Here is a 15,300-nt window from a genome sequence, read left to right as displayed (position 1 = left end):
GGCACATGAGGCAGGATCGAAGAGTGAGTACGGACGCCGCCACCCGCGCGTCGGGCAGTAACCGCCCGATCGATCCGCGGCTGCTGCGATACAGCTCCGCGTCGCGCCACTTCCTGCTGATCACCGCCGCGATCGTGCTGGCGCAGACCGGCGTGATCATCGGCTTCGCCTGGCTTCTGACGACGGCGCTGGTCGGCGCCATCGCCGGCGAGCCCGTCGAGACGCTCCTGCCGGCCCTCGGGGGCGCAGCGGCACTCGCGCTCGTGCGGGGGCTGCTGATCGCCGCATCCGAGCGCACCTCGGCGGTGGGCGCTGCGCGCGCGTCACTGCAGCTGCGCGCGGCACTGGTGTCCGCCGTCGACCGGCTCGGCCCCGCGTGGCTCTCCCGCCGCAACAGTGCGGCGCTGGCGGTCACGGCAGGCCACGGTCTCGAGGCCCTCGACGCCTACTTCGGCCGCTACCTGCCGCAGCTGGTCGCGACGGCGATCACGATGCCCGTCCTGATCGTCACGATCCTCGTCTCTGATCCGCTCTCGGGCCTCATCGTCGTGCTCACGATGCCACTCATCCCGCTGTTCATGGTGCTGATCGGACTGGCCACACAGACCGTGCAGCGCCGGCAGTACGGGACCCTGCAGCATCTGGCGTCCCGCTTCGCGGACACGGTGGCGGGCCTCGGCACGCTCAAGGTCTTCGGACGCCAGCACCGCGCCGCGCGCAGCATCGAGACCGTCACGGGCGACTACAAGCGCGAGACCATGGCGGTATTGCGCGTCTCCTTCCTGTCCGGCTTCGCCCTCGAGTTCCTGGCGTCCATCTCCGTCGCGATCATCGCGGTCGAAATCGGCTTCCGTCTGCTGGGCGGACAGATGCCGCTGCTGGTGGGCCTGTTCGTGCTCCTGCTCGCGCCGGAGGCGTACCTGCCGCTGCGGCAGGTGGGTGTGCAGTTCCACGCCGCGGCCGAGGGCGTCGCCGCGACCGACGAGATCTTCCAGACTCTGGACGACGCCCGCGCGCTGACGCCGGCAGCATCCGTCGCCTCCGGGGCGACAGCGCCGACGGCCGGCCCCCTGCTTCGCCTGGACCATCTGCGCGTGCCGCGCGGGGATCGTGAGATCGGTCCGATCGATCTGGAGCTGTCGTCCGGAGAGGTCGTGCTGCTCGAAGGCCCCAGTGGCGCGGGCAAGTCGAGTATCCTCGCCGCCCTCCTCGGCTTCGCCGACTACACGGGTCGCCTCGAGGTGGCCGGGACGCCGGCGACGGATGCGGCAGCGCGCGGCATCCTGGCCTGGGCGGGTCAGCGACCCGGCCTCGTGAGCGGCTCCGTGGCCGAGAACGTCGCCCTCGGCGACGAGCGTCCCGACGAGGCTCTCGTGGCACGATGCCTGGCCGACGCCGTCGCGGATGTCGACGGCGCTCTGGTGCTCGGCGTCGCCGGGGCAGGACTGTCGGGCGGCCAGGCGCAACGCGTCGCGGTGGCGCGCGCCCTGTACCGGGTGCGGCGCCGCGGCACGCCCGTGCTCGCACTGGACGAGCCGACGAGCGCCCTCGACGCGCACACCGAGGCCGCTCTGTGGCAGACCGTGCGCCGCGCAGCCGACGTGGAAGGCGCTGCCGTCCTGCTGGTCTCGCACCGGCCGACGGCGCGGAAGGTCGCCGACCGCGTCATCACCGTCTCCTCGGCTGCCGCCCTCGGTTCCGCGGTGGATGCGGCCGGCGAGGGGGGCACAGCATGAGAGCCTCGGACGTCCTGCGGTCGGCGCAACCGCCGCTGCGAAGCTTCTGGTGGGCGCTCGCGGCCGGCACCGGAACGGCCGTGAGCGCGATCGCTCTGCTGGCGGCCAGCGCCTGGCTCATCACGCGATCCGCCGAGCAGCCCGCTGTCATGTACATCACCGCGGTGGTGGTCGCGGTCCGCGCCTTCGCCCTCGGCCGCGGCGTCTTCCGTTACCTCGAGCGGCTGAGCGGACACGATGCCGCGCTCGGCCGCCTCGCCACCGTGCGTGCCGATCTCGTGCGCCGCATCGTGCCGCTCGCCCCCGACGGGCTGGGGACGACCCGGCGCGGTGCGCTGCTGTCCCGCCTCGTCGACGACGTCGACGAACTGCAGAACCTCCCTCTGCGCGTCGTCATGCCCCTCGCGACGGCCACCCTCGCCTCCGTCGCGAGCGTCGTGTTCACGGCCTTCCTGCAGCCGATCGCCGCCGTTGTGCTCGCCGTGTGCCTGGCGGCGGCCTTCGCTCTGGCCGCGTGGGTGGGCTGGCGCGCCGGCGCGCGGGCCGAGCGCCGCATCGCGCCGCTGCGCTCCCATCTCTCCGACGCCCTCCTCGATCAGCTGACCGCTCTCGACGTGCTCACCGCGTTCGAGGCGACGGATGCGGTGAGCACCCGCATCCGTGACGCCGACGAGCGGCTGCGCCGGGCTACGGTGCGCCGGGCGGGCGCACAGGGGCTCACCTCGGGAGCGGTGTCGCTCGTGGCGGGGGTCGCCTCGCTCGCCACTCTCCTCGCCTGCGCCGCCCTGCTCGGACAAGGCGGTTTCGACGGGCCGGCGCTGGCCGTCGTCGTCCTCCTGCCGATGGCGGTGTTCGAGGTCTTCGGGACGGTGCCGCTGGCCCTCGCCGCGTGGCGTCAGGTGCGCACGGCCGCCCAGCGCGTGGCCGAGACGGTGCCCGACGAGGTGCCCGCGGGACTCCCCCGTGACGAGCCGGCGGCGACGGGAGATGCTCCGCCGCTCGGCGACGGACTACGTCTTTCGGGTGTCTCGGCGCGCTGGCCCGACCGCCTCGGCGCGCAGACGTTCCAGGACGACGCCGCAGCCGCATCCGTCGACGACGCCGGCCGGTTGACGGCGATCGACCTGGACGTACGCCCCGGCGAGCGTGTGCTCGTGACGGGCCCGAGCGGCGCGGGCAAGACGACCCTCGCGCACGTTCTCGTGCGCTTCCTCGACTACGAGGGCTCCTACCGCATCGGCGGCCTGGAGGTGCGCGAGATCTCCGGCGACGACCTGCGCCGGACGATCGGTCTCTGCGAGCAGTCCCCGTACCTCTTCGACGAGACGCTCCGGCAGAACCTGCTCTTCGCCCGCGACAGCGCCGACGATGCGGAACTGTGGGACGTGCTGGGGCGCGTCGGGCTCACCGAATGGGCGCGCGAGCGCGGCGGGCTCGACGCCGAGCTGGGCGAGCGCGGTGCGCTCGTGTCGGGCGGACAGGCGCAGCGGATCGCGCTCGCGCGGGCATTGCTCGCGCGGTTCCCCGTGCTCGTGCTCGACGAGCCCACCGCGGGCGTGGATCCCGCCGCATCCGATCGGCTGCTGCGCGACCTGCTCGGCGCCGTTCAGGCCGACCGCGCCGTCGTGCTGATCTCGCACGTGGCACCCCCGGAGGGGCTCGTCGATCGGGAAGTGCGCCTGGAGAACGGCCGACTGGCGGCATCCGCCTGAGCTTCAGAGCCCCAGGGTGAACAGCTGAGCACCCTCGGGAGACGTGGCACGAACGAATCCGAGACGGTCGTAGAACGCCAGTGCTCCGGCGTTGCGCGCGTCCGCGCCCAGGTGCAGGCCGCGCACGCCGCGCTCGCGCAACGCCTCGACGAGCGTGTCGACCAGGCGCCGCCCTGTGCCCTGCCCCTGGAGCACCGGCAGCAGATCGATGTGCAGATGCGCGGGGTGGGTGGAGCACAGCGCGCTGCTCTCGGTGCGCGCATCCGCTTCGGCGACGATCGCCCACTGCCTGGCGTTCGCGTCGGCGTGCGCGTAGCGGGCGCGGCGGGCCGGCCACCAGTGCTCCGCGAACCACGTGTCGAAAGCGACCGTGTCGTCGGTCGCGACGATGTATCCCGCCGGCCGAGCCTCGGCGTCCTCGGCGACGAAGGCGAGGTCGGGATGCCGGTCGAGGTAGGGCAACAGGTAGAGGTCGGCCCAGAGACCGTCGTCGGTCAGGATGCCCGCACCGTTGGAACCGGCGGCCGCCGTCGCGAGACAGACCGCCGCCAGCGCGTCCTCGTCACCCGGGCGGAACGGACGGATGACTCCCATGCGCCGAGCGTACCCGGCCCTCCCGTGCGCCCGCGGGCGGGCGTCTCCCCTGTCGCCCGGCAGGGATGAGGGGACGCGGATCAGGCGGGGACGACGCGCACGCGACGGGCGTCCACGGACAGCGTGACCTCCGCTCCCGCCGACAGACCGTGCCCCGCGAGCTCGTCGAGCGACACATCCACGGCGATCCCGCCCGTCGACGTGTGCACACGCGCGCCCGCGATCGTGGGCTCGACCCGCACGATGCGGGTCGACCACGCCCCGGGCGCCCCGTCGCCCACGATCCGCACATCCGCGGGGCGGAACACGGCCGCGCCCTCCGGCGCACCGCGGAGGTCGCCGCGTCCCTCGATCAGGACACCGTCGACCCGCACTCCGCCGGCTGCCGCGGCGCCCACGACGCGGTTGAGCCCGGCCAGCGACGCGACGAACGACGTCGCGGGGGCGCCGAGCACGTCGCGCACCGCACCCTCCTGGGTGATCCGGCCCGCCTCCACCACCGCGACACGATCGGCGAAGGCCACCGCGTCCACCGCATCGTGCGTCACCAGAACGCACGTCCGGCCGACGAGGTGTTCGGCCAGGAGCGCACGGATCCCGTCCGCCGTCACGGGATCGAGCGAGGTCAGCGGCTCGTCGAGCAGCACGAGCCGAGGGGATGCGGCGAGCGCACGCGCGATCGCGACGCGCTGCTGCTGTCCTCCGGAGAGGTCAGCGGGTCGTCGCCGGCCCGCATCCGCGAGTCCCATCCGTCCGAGCCAGTCCTCCGCCAGCGACCGCGCCGCGCGCGCCGGCGTCCCGGCCGCGCGGGGCCCGAATGCCACGTTCTCGCGTGCGCTCAGGTGCGGGAACAGGTGGGGGTCCTGCCCCAGCAGCACGGTCCCCCGGCGCGCCGGTGCGAGCTGGAACCGCGGGGTCGAGACCTCGTCCCCGCCGAGGACGATCCGCCCGTCGCTCAGGGGCACGAGACCGGCGAGCGCGTCCAGCAGCGTGGATTTTCCTGCGCCGCTCGGGCCCATGATCGCCGTCGTCTGGCCGGATGCCACCGAGAGGGGAACGTCCAGGTCGAATCCCGCCCGCGAGACGTGGATGCGAGCGTGCACCGCAGTCATCGCACAGCCCCCGGACGCCACGCTCGCACGAGCAGGAGAACCAGCACCGCGGTCGCCAGCAGCAGCAACGACAGCGCGACGGCGGCGCCCTGTGAGACGCCGGCCCCGTTGAACGCGGTGTAGATCGCGAGCGGCATGGTCTGGGTCACGCCCGGGGCGTTGCCCGCGAACAGCGCCGTCGCGCCGAACTCGCCGATCGCCCGCGCGAAGCAGAGCACGATGCCGGCGACGAGCCCGGGAGCGGCCAGCGGAAGGGTGACGCGGCGCAGCACCGTCCACCGGCCGGCACCGAGGGATGCGGCGGCACGCTCGTAGCCCGTGCCGACGGCACGCAGGGACCCCTCCACGGCGAGGACGAGGAACGGGAGTGCCACGAAGACCTGCGCCATGACGACGGCCGTCGTCGTGAACGGCACCCGCACCCCGATCGCGCCGAGGGCATCGCCGAGCACCCCGTTGCGACCGAAGAGGTACAGCAGGGCGACACCGCCGACCATCGGCGGGAGCACGAGGGGCACCGTCACGAGCGCGCGCAGCACGGCGGCGGTGCGGGGCGCCGCACGCGCGATGAGCAGCGCGAGCGGCACACCGACGACGACGCAGAGGGCCGTGGCGACGGCCCCCGTGCCGAGCGACAGCGTGAGCGCGCTCAGCGCAGCCGGCGACGTGATGTCCGAGAGGAAGGTGGACCAGTCGACACGGGCGATGAGCGCGAGCAGAGGCAGCAGCAGGAAAGCGAGTCCGACCGCAGCCGGCAGTGCGAGGGAGCGTGGCAGGTGGCCGCCGGGCACACCGCTCACGGTGCGCCGAAGCCGTGCGCGGCCAGAACCGCCTGGCCCCGCTCGCCACGCACGAAGGCGACGAAAGCGGCGGCGGCCGCCGCATCCGGTGCGTCCTTCAACGCGACGATCGGGTACCGGTTGACGACGGCTCCCGCCCCCGTCGGGAGTGAGGGAGTCCACATCGTCGCGGCCCTTGACGTCGGTCGCGTACACGAGGCCCGCGTCGGCCTCGCCGGCGGCGACCTTCGTCAGCACGGCGGTCACGTTCTGCTCCTGGCTGACCGGGGTCACGGTCACGCCGGCCGCACTCAAGAGCTTCTGGGATGCGGCGCCGCACGGCACCTCCGGAGCGCACAGGACGACGGTCGCGCCGGGCTCGGCGAGGTCCTCGAGCGACGAGATGCCTGCAGGATTCCCCCGGGGCACCGCGATGACGAGCGTGTTCGTGGCGAACACCTGCGGATCTCCGGCGAGGCCCGCATCCACCACCTTGTCCATGTTGTTCTCGTCGGCCGAAGCGAACACGTCGACGGGCGCGCCGCCGATGATCTGGGTCGCGAGGGTCGACGATCCGTCGTACGAGATGGGCTGGATCTGCACGCCCGGGTACTCCGCCTCGAAGTCCTGGGCGATCTCGTCGAACGCGCCGCTCAGCGATGCGGCGGCCGAGATCGTGAGCGTTCCGGTCAACTCCGCCGTGGCGGATGTGCTCGGGTCGGAGGCCGGTTCAGCGGTCCCGGCACAACCTGCGAGTAGCAAGGATCCGGCGACGACCACGCCGATCAGGGAAAGGCGGCGAGCGGGCATGTCAGTCCTTCGGGGTCTCGACGATGACGGTGGTGGCCTTGACGACCGCGACGGCGAGGGACCCTGGCTCGAGCGCGAGGTCCCTCGCCGACTCGGCCGTCATGAGCGAGACGACGCGGTGCGGCCCGGCTTGGATGTCGACCTGCGCCATCACCCCGTCGATCTGAACCCGGGTCACGAGGCCCACGAAGCGGTTGCGCGCGCTCGAGAGCACGTCGCTCGGATCCTCGGATGCGGCGGCGAGCTCGCTCGCGCGCACGGCGAGCGCGGCGCCGGGGATCTCGACCGGGGTGGCATCGGTCGTCGGCAGGATGCCCTGGTCGATCCACCGCCGCACGGTGTCATCGCTGACCCCGAGCAGCCGAGCGGCGTGAGAGACCTTGAAAGAGCGCATGTCAGCGACAATAGCCGCATCTGCGGGTGTGGATCGTCATTTTTCCCGCATCCACGCCTCAATCGGGCACCGAGCCGTGTGGCCGTGCCGAGGGAGCACGCGGTCGGGGAGCCCTGCTGCTCACGGCTCCGACGACCGGTCGCGCTCACCATCGGTCAGGAACCCGGGCCGCTCCCGGCGTTGCTCGAGGGATTCGCACTCCTGGAAGAGCGTGACCTGCCACCCCGCCGGCCCTTGCACGCGCGCGTTGAGCGACCGGAAGGGCGTGTGCGTGGGCGCAGCGAGAACGGTCACGCCGGCGTCGACGACCCGCGCGACGGCGTCGACGGTGTCCTCGACCTCGAGCGCCATCCGAAGCGACGAGCCCGACCCCGGCGGCATGCCCTCGACGGCGTCGATGTTCCTCGCGTGGACGCCGGTGGCCAGTTCGATGGTCGCGACGCCCGCGTGGAGGATCGCGACGCGGTCCTCGCCGTCTGTTGCGAAGGCCACCTGCTCGGGCATGCCCAGAATGTCACGGTAGAAGCGGAGGGCTTCCTCGAAGTCGTCGGTCTCGATGATCAGACGGAGCTGCTTCGGGCGAGGGGGATGTGTCATGGTCCCCACCCTCACCCCTGACGCGCACGTGAGGGGCAAGCCCCCATCGCACGCGAAGCTCGGCGAGCGCGCCCATCTCCTGTTCGATCTGTCGCCTCTCGCTCGCGAGTCGCGCCTCGGCGGCGTCGAAAACCGCCTGAAGGGCTGCCGCGGACGCGCCCGGTTCGCTTACGGCAGGCAGGAGGGCCGCAATCACGGAGCTGCAGAACCCCGCATCGAAGAGGTCCCGGATGGTGCTGACGACGCGCTCGTCGTCGGGACGGTAGACCCGCTGGCCGGCGGCGGTGCGTCGCGGCTGGAGCAACCCTTGCTCCTCGTAGTACCGAAGCGCCCGCACGGACGCCCCCGTCCTCGCCGACAGCTCTCCGATCCGCATCCGGCAAGTCTGGCAGTCGGCATCCGGAAAGCGGCGCACACGCGGGCGGTCTCCCGTTCGCCGCCCTGGCTTCCGTCCGATCATCCCGGCACCGTCGGGCGCGGCTACCCTGGGGTCATGCCCCTGCCCGCGCTCGTCGAGCCGGTTGCGGCGCTGTCGGAGTCCGAGCGCGCCCGCACCGCACGCCACGCCGTCCTCGCCGGATTCGGTGAGCTCGGTCAACGCCGTCTGGCGGCCGGCCGTGTCGCCGTCATCGGCGTCGGCGGACTCGGATCCCCCGTCGTTCTCGCGTTGGCCGCCGCCGGTGTGGGCGAGCTCGTCGTCATCGACGACGACGAGGTCGAGCTGACGAATCTGCAGCGTCAGGTGCTCCACCGCGTCGGGGACGTGGGGGCTCCGAAGATCGACAGCGCCCGCCGCGCCGCGGAAGACCTGGGCTCGGCCACCGTGGTCACCGGCATCCGTGCGCGCATCGACGAGACGAACGCGGATCAGTTGCTCGCCGACGCGCACCTCGTCATCGACGGCAGCGACACCTTCGCCACCCGAGCGACGGTCGCGGCGGCGTGCGAGCGCCGCGGCATCCCTCTCGTGTGGGGGACCGTGCAGGAGTTCGCGGGCCAGGTGACCGTGTTCTGGTCGGCGCCCCCGAACGGCGTCGCCCCCGTCGTGCTCGCAGATCTGTACCCGCCCGAGACGGTGGGCGAGGTGCCGTCATGCTCGCAGGTCGGCGTCCTCGGGGCCCTGTGCGTACAGGTCGGCGGAGCGCTCGCGATCGAGGCCGTCAAGCTCCTCACGGGGATCGGCGAGCCGCTACTGGGCCGCATCCTGCTCGTCGACGCCCTCGCTGCCCGCGTCCGCGAGGTCCCGCTGCGCCCGAGCGCCCAGAGCATGCGACCGGCGCCCGATCCGCTCCCGGAGATCGCCGAGATCGACATCACGGAGTTCGATGCGCGCCGCGCCGCCGGTGTCGTCGTGCTGGACGTGCGCGAGCCAGAGGAGACCGACCTGGGTACGGTTCCCGGCGCGCAGCTCGTGCCGCTGGCCGTGGTCCTCGAGAACCCCGCCGCACTCGGCGCCGGGCCCTATGCGCTGGTGTGCAAGGCCGGGATGCGGGCGCACCGCGCAGCCCGGGCCCTCGCTGCGGTGGGAGCCGACGTCGTGGTGCTCGCCGGCGGCATGGATGCGTGGAGCAGGGGCCGCGCGTGAGCATCCGCACAGTCGAGGAACAGCTCGCGATCGTGCTCGCCGAGGCGGCGCCCCTGCCCGCTGAGCGGGTCGCCCTGTCGGCCGCGGCCGGCCGCACGACCGCCGCGCCGGTGCACGCCGGTGTCGACATCCCCGTCTTCGAGAATTCCGCGATGGACGGTTTCGCGGTGCGCTTCGCCGATGTCCGAGCCGCCACGGATGCCGAGCCCAGCCGGTTGCGCGTCATCGCCGACCTGCCCGCCGGAACCCCCCTCGACCCCGATCTGCGCCCCGGTGAGGCCGCACGCATCATGACGGGCTCGCCCGTGCCCACCGCTGCCGACACGATCGTGCCGTTCGAGCACACCGCGGGCGGGCTCGATGATTCGCTGGGCGACATCGCCGTGCTCGTCGCCCCACCCGCATCCGGCGCACACGTCCGTCGACGTGCTGCCGACCTCTCCGCCGGCGATGTCGTGATCGGGACCGGCGTCCTGCTCGGTCCGCTTCAGATTGCGGCGGTCGCGGCCGCGGGTGTCGGCGAGGTCGAGGTGACGCGTGTCCCGCGCGTCGCCGTCGTCTCCACCGGCGACGAGCTCGTCACTCCAGGACTGCCCCTGCGGCGCGGACAGATCCCGGAGTCGAACAGCATCCTGTTGGCGGGCCTCGCGGCGGCCGCGGGCGCCGAGGTCGTCCTGCGCGCGAGCGTCGACGACACGGACACGTCGCTGCTCGAGGTCCTTCGCGATGCGCACGTCGCCGGCGCCGACGTCGTGATCACCTCCGGCGGCGTCAGCGCGGGAGCGTACGAGGTCGTCAAGAACGCACTCAGCGGCGACATCGCCTTCCCCAAGGTCGCCATGCAGCCGGGCAAGCCGCAGGGTTTCGGGCGTCTCGCCGCGGGACCCCTCCTGTTCGCTCTACCCGGCAATCCGGTCTCGTCCGCCGTCTCGTTCGAGGTGTTCGTGCGCCCGGCCCTGCTGCGGATGCTCGGTCGGACCGAGCTGCACCGCGACATCATCCGCCTTCCCGCGGCCACCGGCTGGCGCACGCCGCCCGGCCGCCGCCAGTACCTGCCTGCGGCGATCGACCGTTCCGACGCCGCAGCCTGGCGCGTGGGACCTGCGACCGCCGGCGGCTCGGGCTCTCACCTCGCCGGCGGCCTCGCGCACGCCGAGGCCTACGCCGTCGTGCCCGCGGAGGTCGAGGAAGTCCGCGAGGGCGATCTCGTCGATGTCATGCTGATCTCATGAGCTTCACCCACCTGGATGCGGCAGGCCACGCCCGCATGGTCGACGTCACCGCGAAGCAACCGACCGTCCGTTCGGCGACGGCGCGGGGCGTCGTGCGCACCTCTGCCGGCATCGTGGCGGCGTTGCGCGACGGCTCCGTCCCCAAGGGGGACGTCCTCGCCGTCGCCAGGATCGCCGGCATCCAGGCGGCGAAGCGCACCCCGGACCTGCTGCCGCTGGCGCATGTGATCGGGGTGCACGGGGCGGTCGTCGACCTCGTGGTCGTGGACGAGGGTGTCGAGATCGAAGCCACGGTGCGCACAGCCGACCGCACCGGCGTGGAGATGGAAGCACTCACCGCGGTGAGCGTGGCCGCGCTGACGGTCATCGACATGGTCAAGGCGATCGACAAGTCGCCGTCGATCGAGAACGTCCGGATCGTCCGCAAGGAGGGCGGCAAGTCCGGCACCTGGCAGCGCCCGGGCGAGGCATGAGCGACCTCCAGGCGATCATCCTGACCGGTGGCCGCGCCGCACGCCTGGGCGGCGTCCCCAAGGCGCTCGTGCGCCTGGAGGGTGCCACCCTGCTCGAGCGCGCCGTCGACGCCGCCCGCGCCGCGGGCGCCACCGACGTCATCGTCGCCGGTCCCGAAGTGGATCCCGCCCCCGGCCGGGTGCGATGGGTGCGGGAGGACCCGGCTTTCACCGGCCCCGCAGCGGCGCTGCGTGCCGCGATGTCGATCGCCGCGACCGACGCGGCCTGGACTCTCGTGCTCGCGGTCGATCTCATCCGTCCCGCGGATGCCGTCGCCCGCCTGATGGCGGACCGGGATCTGCTCCCCGGCGACACCGACGGCGTCTGCCTCGGCGACGCCTCGTCCCGGCCGCAATGGCTGACGGGTCTCTACCGCACCGCCTCCCTGACACGCGGAGCCGCATCCCTCGACGACGAAGGCAGGGATCACGCGGTGCGCGAGATCATGGCCGACCTCGCGATCGCGGTCGTGCGCGCACCGGACGAGGTCGTGGCCGATATCGACACATGGCAGGATCTGCAGGATGCGGGCGCCGTCGCGCCCCGCGCCGAGAAGGAGGACGACCGATGAGCGAGCACCTTCCGCCGGAGGCCCTGGACGCATGGGCGGCGCAGATCGCCGAACGTCTGGGACTCGCGCCCGAAGACCTGCCGATCTCGGCCGTGCTGGATCTGGCGGGCGTCGTGGCGCGCGGTGTCGCACGCCCCGCGGCGCCGGTGAGCACCTTCGCGGCGGGTTTGGCGGCCGGACGGGCCGGCGGCTCGCCCGACGACGTGCGCCGGGCCATCGCCGAGATCGCCGGTCTCGTGACCGAACGGGAGGCATGATGGCGCACGTCCGTTACTTCGCCGCCGCCGAGGAGCTCGCCGGGCGGGCCGAGGAGCACCGCACGGAGACGACGGTCGGAGAGCTCCGACGCGCCCTGGCCGAGGAGCGCCCTGGTCTCGGCGGCATCCTGCCGCGGTGCGCCGTGCTCGTGGCCGGAGCGCGGCGCGACGACGATGCGCCGCTGGACGCCGACACTCTGGTCGACGTGCTGCCGCCGTTCGCGGGCGGCTGAGCTCAGCCGCCCAGACCCTTCCACGCGGTCGTGCCGTCGGACTCGACCTGGCGCTTCCACACGGGCAGCTCGCGCTTGATCTGCTCGATCACCTCACGGCACACCGTGAAGGCCGTATCGCGGTGCCCGGATGCGACGGCGATGACCACCGCGGCGTCACCGACCTCCAGCCGGCCGATGCGGTGACTGACCGCCACGAGCGCGCCGGTGTCGCCGACGGCGTGCTCGGCGATCCGGTGCAGGAACTGCTCCGCATCCGGGTGGGCCGAGTACTCGAGGGCCACGACCGCGGTCCGCGCGTCCGGGTCGTTGTCGCGGACGCGGCCCACGAACGTGGTGAGCGCGCCCGATGCGGTGTCGTCCACGGCGGCGAGGTGCGCGTCGAGGTCGAGGGGCTCGGCGCTCACGCGGGCGATGACGACGGGCATCAGTGATCTCCTCCGGCGAGCTGGTCGACGACGTGGTCGGCGACGGCGATGATCAGGGGCATCCCCTCCGCGACCGCGGCCGGCTTCCCGGGCAGATTGACGATCAGAGCGCCTCGCGCCGTTCCCGCCAGACCGCGGGTGAGCAGGGCCGCAGGCTTGCTCCGGCCGCCGCGCCGTCGCAGCTCCTCCGCGATGCCGGGCAGCTCCCGCTCGATCACGCGCGCGCTTCCCTCGGGCGTCTGATCCCGGGGGGAGACGCCCGTGCCTCCCGAGGTGACGATCAGCAGGGCTCCCTCGGCGAGCGCCGCCCGCAGGGCGCGCTCGACGCTGTCGGCGCCGTCCGCGACGACGCGAGCCGGCGGGCACTCCCACCCCGCGGCCTGCAGCTGCTCGACGGCGACGGGTCCGGATGCGTCCTCGCGCTCGCCCGCGGCGGACCGATCGGACACGGTGATGACAGCCGCCAGACGCATACCGGTCAGCCTACGACGCGCGTCACAGCTCGCGCGCTTCGGCGGCCGCGATGATGTGCTCGGCCATGCCGCGGAAGACGAAGCCGTGGAACGGCAGCACCGCGAACCAGTACAGCCGGCCGCTGAGTCCCCGCGGGAAGAACACCGCCCGCTGGTCGTAGCGCGAACCGCTCGGCTCGGGCGTCACGGACAACTCGAGCCAGGCGAGGCCCGGCACCTTCATCTCGGCGCGCAGCCGCAGCATCCGTCCGGGCTCCACCGCCTCGACGCGCCAGAAGTCGATCGCGTCCCCGACGGCGACGCGGGTGCGGCTGCGTCGCCCCCGGCGGAGCCCCACCCCGCCCACCGCGCGGTCCATCCACCCGCGCACGGCCCAGAGGATCGGCGTGGAGTACCAGCCGTTCTCTCCCCCGATGCCGGCGACGACGCTCCAGAGATCCTCGGGCGATGCGGTCGTCACGGCACTGCGCGCATCCGTGTACACCGTGCGCCCCGCCCACTCCGGATCGCTCGGCAGCGGGTCGCTGGGAACCCCGGAGACTTCGGCGTCCTGCCAGCTCGTCTCGATGTCGTCGGCATCCACGCGCCCCAGCGCGAACTGCACGGCGCGCCGGTACGACGTGAGGCCGCCCTGCGGCGGCGGGATGAACTCGTCGATCGAACGGTCTTTGATGACGCACTCGTTCTGCAGCGAGGCGATGAGCGGTCGTGCGATCGAACGGGGCACCGGGGTGACGACGTTGACCCAGTGCGAGGCGAGTCCCGGAGTCAGCACGGGCAGGGGGGCGATGGGGCGTTGCGGGAGCCCCGCCTCCACGGCGTAGCCGTTCATCATCTGGCCGTAGCGGGGCGCGTCGGGTCCGCCGATGTCGAACGCGCGATCGACGTCGGGGGCGAGACGCGCCGCCCCCAGCAGGTAGTACAGGACGTCGCGCACGGCGATCGGCTGAACGCGGTTGCGCACCCACTTCGGCGCCGGCATGTACGGCAGCACCTCGGTGAGGTGGCGGATCATCTCGAAGGATGCGGAACCCGAACCGATGACGATGCCCGCCTGGAGCACCGCGGTGGGAACGGGACTGTCGAGGAACACCTCGCCGACCTCGACCCGGCTCGCGAGGTGCGGCGACAGCGGCACGCCCTCGGGATGCAGCGCCCCGAGGTAGACGAGTCGTGAGACGGATGCGGCAGCCGCCGCATCCGCGACCGTGCGAGCGGCGGCGAGGTCGGTGTCCTCGAATCCCTTGCCCTGTCCCATCGAATGCACGAGGTAGTACACGACGTCGACCCCGTCGCAGGCCTCGGCCATGGCGTCGGGGTCGGTGACGGAGCCCTCGACGATCTCCACGTCGCTCCCCCAGGGCAGGGCCCGCACCCGCTCGGCGTCACGGGAGAGCACACGCACCCGGTACCCGGCCGCCAGCAGGCGCGGGGTGAGCCGCCCTCCGATGTACCCCGTGGCGCCCAGCACCAGCACGAGAGGCGTCGAGCCGTCCTCGCGGTTCTGGGCGCGCAGGGCGGGCTCGTGCCCGGTGGGCGAGGAGAGCGTCGTCATGCTGCGAGGGTAAGCCCGCCCACCGCGGCGGGGGCGGCTCTTGACAGGCGCAGCGCAGACGCCGCCTCAGCGGCGCTCGGGTTCCAGCCGGCGCCCGAGGAGCGCGACGCATACCAGCGCGACGCCCACGCCGACGGCGATGCCGCCGATCGCATCGGTGAGCCAGTGCGCGTGCAGGTAGGTACGGCTGAACGCCATGAGCAGCACCCAGGCAGCAGCGACGACGATCGTCCACACCCGCGGCAGCAGCACGACGAGCATCGTCGCCACCGTCGCGGCATTCGCCACATGACCCGAGGGGTACGAGCCGAAGTCGCTCAGCACCGACATGTCGGCGGGGCGCCCCCGCGCGAACACGTTCTTCAGGATCTGCACGACGAGAGCGCTCGCCGCGATGGCGATCACGAGCGTCGCCGCCGACCAGGGACGCCGCGCCAGCATCAGGAGGATCACGCCGACGACCGGCACGACCAGCGACCCGACGAGCGTTCCGCCGGCGACATTGAGGAACAGCGAGAGCTGCGTGAGGAACGGCCAGTCGGCCGCGGCGAGCAGGTCGTTCCAGGCGGTGTCGATGGCGAACGGCGCATCACCGCTCAGCACGATCCACACCCCGATCGCCACCCCGAGCGCGACGAGTCCTCCCCCGATCCACAGGATGCCGCGGCGGGCGGACGCGCTGGGCTGGCTCATCGCGTCAGTCTGGCACGCGCATCCGG

19 protein-coding genes and 1 pseudogene are annotated in these 15,300 nt (G+C 72.9%); 8 read left to right on the top strand and 12 right to left on the bottom strand.

What is annotated here, in order from left to right:
• Positions 1-23 precede the first annotated feature (23 nt).
• Both cydD and cydC read left to right on the top strand, forming a co-directional pair.
• On the top strand, positions 24-1,736 hold the full coding sequence (gene cydD / locus QE377_RS11695) for a thiol reductant ABC exporter subunit CydD (protein WP_307323257.1): 1,713 nt from the start codon (positions 24-26) through the stop codon (positions 1,734-1,736).
• The gene (gene cydC / locus QE377_RS11690) at positions 1,733-3,448 is read left to right on the top strand and encodes a thiol reductant ABC exporter subunit CydC (protein ID WP_307323255.1); all 1,716 of its coding nucleotides are present in this window, start codon (positions 1,733-1,735) and stop codon (positions 3,446-3,448) included. Before cydD ends, cydC begins: the two co-directional genes overlap by 4 nt.
• 3 nt (positions 3,449-3,451) lie before the next feature.
• Here cydC and QE377_RS11685 read toward each other — a convergent pair whose 3' ends face one another.
• The 8 genes and pseudogenes from QE377_RS11685 to QE377_RS11650 form a co-directional block, all read right to left on the bottom strand.
• On the bottom strand, positions 3,452-4,042 hold the full coding sequence (locus QE377_RS11685) for a GNAT family N-acetyltransferase (protein WP_307323253.1): 591 nt from the start codon (positions 4,040-4,042) through the stop codon (positions 3,452-3,454).
• 80 nt (positions 4,043-4,122) lie between these two features.
• Positions 4,123-5,154 carry an ABC transporter ATP-binding protein gene (locus QE377_RS11680; protein ID WP_307323251.1) on the bottom strand — a complete coding sequence of 344 codons (1,032 nt, stop codon included), beginning with the start codon at positions 5,152-5,154 and terminating at the stop codon, positions 4,123-4,125.
• A complete protein-coding gene (locus QE377_RS11675) occupies positions 5,151-5,954 on the bottom strand; it encodes an ABC transporter permease (protein ID WP_307325980.1) in 804 nt (267 codons plus the stop codon). Before QE377_RS11675 ends, QE377_RS11680 begins: the two co-directional genes overlap by 4 nt.
• On the bottom strand, positions 5,951-6,118 hold the full coding sequence (locus QE377_RS11670) for a substrate-binding domain-containing protein (protein ID WP_307325977.1): 168 nt from the start codon (positions 6,116-6,118) through the stop codon (positions 5,951-5,953). The genes QE377_RS11675 and QE377_RS11670 overlap by 4 nt, the downstream gene beginning before the upstream one ends.
• 40 nt (positions 6,119-6,158) lie before the next feature.
• Positions 6,159-6,743 (bottom strand): annotated as a pseudogene (modA, locus tag QE377_RS11665) (molybdate ABC transporter substrate-binding protein); the annotation flags it as partial.
• Position 6,744: 1 nt separating this feature from the next.
• Entirely contained in the window at positions 6,745-7,137 is a 393-nt protein-coding gene (locus QE377_RS11660) for a molybdopterin-binding protein (protein ID WP_307323249.1), read from the bottom strand.
• Positions 7,138-7,257: 120 nt separating this feature from the next.
• Positions 7,258-7,734: a glyoxalase/bleomycin resistance/extradiol dioxygenase family protein gene (locus QE377_RS11655; protein ID WP_307323247.1), complete on the bottom strand. Its 477-nt coding sequence runs from the start codon at positions 7,732-7,734 to the stop codon at positions 7,258-7,260.
• Positions 7,652-8,110, bottom strand: a complete 459-nt coding sequence (locus tag QE377_RS11650) for a MerR family transcriptional regulator (protein ID WP_307323245.1) — start codon at positions 8,108-8,110, stop codon at positions 7,652-7,654. The genes QE377_RS11655 and QE377_RS11650 overlap by 83 nt, the downstream gene beginning before the upstream one ends.
• Before the next feature lie 117 nt (positions 8,111-8,227).
• On the opposite strand from QE377_RS11650, the gene QE377_RS11645 reads away from it, so the two are divergent.
• Genes QE377_RS11645 through QE377_RS11620 form a run of 6 tightly spaced genes read left to right on the top strand, consistent with a single transcriptional unit; the run spans position 8,228 to position 12,125 of the window.
• Positions 8,228-9,319 (top strand): HesA/MoeB/ThiF family protein, encoded by a 1,092-nt coding sequence (locus QE377_RS11645; RefSeq protein ID WP_307323244.1) that lies wholly within the window; start codon positions 8,228-8,230, stop codon positions 9,317-9,319.
• A gap of 2 nt (positions 9,320-9,321) precedes the next feature.
• Positions 9,322-10,551: a gephyrin-like molybdotransferase Glp gene (gene glp, locus QE377_RS11640; protein ID WP_373459562.1), complete on the top strand. Its 1,230-nt coding sequence runs from the start codon at positions 9,322-9,324 to the stop codon at positions 10,549-10,551.
• Positions 10,548-11,024 (top strand): cyclic pyranopterin monophosphate synthase MoaC, encoded by a 477-nt coding sequence (moaC, locus tag QE377_RS11635; protein ID WP_307323240.1) that lies wholly within the window; start codon positions 10,548-10,550, stop codon positions 11,022-11,024. The genes glp and moaC overlap by 4 nt, the downstream gene beginning before the upstream one ends.
• Positions 11,021-11,635, top strand: coding sequence for a molybdenum cofactor guanylyltransferase (locus QE377_RS11630; RefSeq protein WP_307323238.1), 615 nt, complete (start codon positions 11,021-11,023; stop codon positions 11,633-11,635). Before moaC ends, QE377_RS11630 begins: the two co-directional genes overlap by 4 nt.
• Entirely contained in the window at positions 11,632-11,892 is a 261-nt protein-coding gene (locus QE377_RS11625) for a DUF6457 domain-containing protein (RefSeq protein WP_307323236.1), read from the top strand. Before QE377_RS11630 ends, QE377_RS11625 begins: the two co-directional genes overlap by 4 nt.
• On the top strand, positions 11,892-12,125 hold the full coding sequence (locus QE377_RS11620; RefSeq protein ID WP_137417791.1) for a MoaD/ThiS family protein: 234 nt from the start codon (positions 11,892-11,894) through the stop codon (positions 12,123-12,125). Before QE377_RS11625 ends, QE377_RS11620 begins: the two co-directional genes overlap by 1 nt.
• A gap of 2 nt (positions 12,126-12,127) precedes the next feature.
• Here the strand turns inward: QE377_RS11620 and QE377_RS11615 are convergent, their stop codons facing one another.
• From QE377_RS11615 to QE377_RS11600, 4 genes are all read right to left on the bottom strand, one after another.
• Entirely contained in the window at positions 12,128-12,556 is a 429-nt protein-coding gene (locus QE377_RS11615; protein ID WP_307325973.1) for a molybdenum cofactor biosynthesis protein MoaE, read from the bottom strand.
• Positions 12,553-13,026, bottom strand: a complete 474-nt coding sequence (locus QE377_RS11610; RefSeq protein ID WP_307323233.1) for a molybdenum cofactor biosynthesis protein B — start codon at positions 13,024-13,026, stop codon at positions 12,553-12,555. The genes QE377_RS11615 and QE377_RS11610 overlap by 4 nt, the downstream gene beginning before the upstream one ends.
• A 22-nt stretch (positions 13,027-13,048) precedes the next feature.
• Positions 13,049-14,581: an SDR family oxidoreductase gene (locus tag QE377_RS11605; protein WP_307323231.1), complete on the bottom strand. Its 1,533-nt coding sequence runs from the start codon at positions 14,579-14,581 to the stop codon at positions 13,049-13,051.
• Between the two features lie 66 nt (positions 14,582-14,647).
• A complete protein-coding gene (locus QE377_RS11600) occupies positions 14,648-15,274 on the bottom strand; it encodes a phosphatase PAP2 family protein (RefSeq protein WP_307323229.1) in 627 nt (208 codons plus the stop codon).
• Positions 15,275-15,300 lie beyond the last annotated feature (26 nt).

The sequence above is a fragment of the Microbacterium sp. SORGH_AS_0862 genome (assembly GCF_030818795.1).
Lineage (GTDB): Bacteria > Actinomycetota > Actinomycetes > Actinomycetales > Microbacteriaceae > Microbacterium.
Note: the sequence above shows the minus strand (reverse complement) of the source record. Positions and strands in the feature narration are given on the sequence as shown.

Bases quoted from the DNA above. Each gene is read 5' to 3' on its own strand.
- QE377_RS11685 (WP_307323253.1), bottom strand. From the start codon at position 4,042: ATGGGAGTCATCCGTCCGTTCCGCCCGGGTGACGAGGACGCGCTGGCG.
- moaC (WP_307323240.1), top strand. From the start codon at position 10,548: ATGAGCTTCACCCACCTGGATGCGGCAGGCCACGCCCGCATGGTCGAC.
- QE377_RS11655 (WP_307323247.1), bottom strand. From the start codon at position 7,734: ATGACACATCCCCCTCGCCCGAAGCAGCTCCGTCTGATCATCGAGACC.
- QE377_RS11630 (WP_307323238.1), top strand. From the start codon at position 11,021: ATGAGCGACCTCCAGGCGATCATCCTGACCGGTGGCCGCGCCGCACGC.
- QE377_RS11625 (WP_307323236.1), top strand. From the start codon at position 11,632: ATGAGCGAGCACCTTCCGCCGGAGGCCCTGGACGCATGGGCGGCGCAG.
- QE377_RS11620 (WP_137417791.1), top strand. From the start codon at position 11,892: ATGGCGCACGTCCGTTACTTCGCCGCCGCCGAGGAGCTCGCCGGGCGG.
- QE377_RS11650 (WP_307323245.1), bottom strand. From the start codon at position 8,110: ATGCGGATCGGAGAGCTGTCGGCGAGGACGGGGGCGTCCGTGCGGGCG.
- QE377_RS11680 (WP_307323251.1), bottom strand. From the start codon at position 5,154: ATGACTGCGGTGCACGCTCGCATCCACGTCTCGCGGGCGGGATTCGAC.
- cydC (WP_307323255.1), top strand. From the start codon at position 1,733: ATGAGAGCCTCGGACGTCCTGCGGTCGGCGCAACCGCCGCTGCGAAGC.
- QE377_RS11600 (WP_307323229.1), bottom strand. From the start codon at position 15,274: ATGAGCCAGCCCAGCGCGTCCGCCCGCCGCGGCATCCTGTGGATCGGG.
- QE377_RS11610 (WP_307323233.1), bottom strand. From the start codon at position 13,026: ATGCGTCTGGCGGCTGTCATCACCGTGTCCGATCGGTCCGCCGCGGGC.
- QE377_RS11660 (WP_307323249.1), bottom strand. From the start codon at position 7,137: ATGCGCTCTTTCAAGGTCTCTCACGCCGCTCGGCTGCTCGGGGTCAGC.
- QE377_RS11645 (WP_307323244.1), top strand. From the start codon at position 8,228: ATGCCCCTGCCCGCGCTCGTCGAGCCGGTTGCGGCGCTGTCGGAGTCC.
- QE377_RS11670 (WP_307325977.1), bottom strand. From the start codon at position 6,118: ATGTGGACTCCCTCACTCCCGACGGGGGCGGGAGCCGTCGTCAACCGG.
- QE377_RS11605 (WP_307323231.1), bottom strand. From the start codon at position 14,581: ATGACGACGCTCTCCTCGCCCACCGGGCACGAGCCCGCCCTGCGCGCC.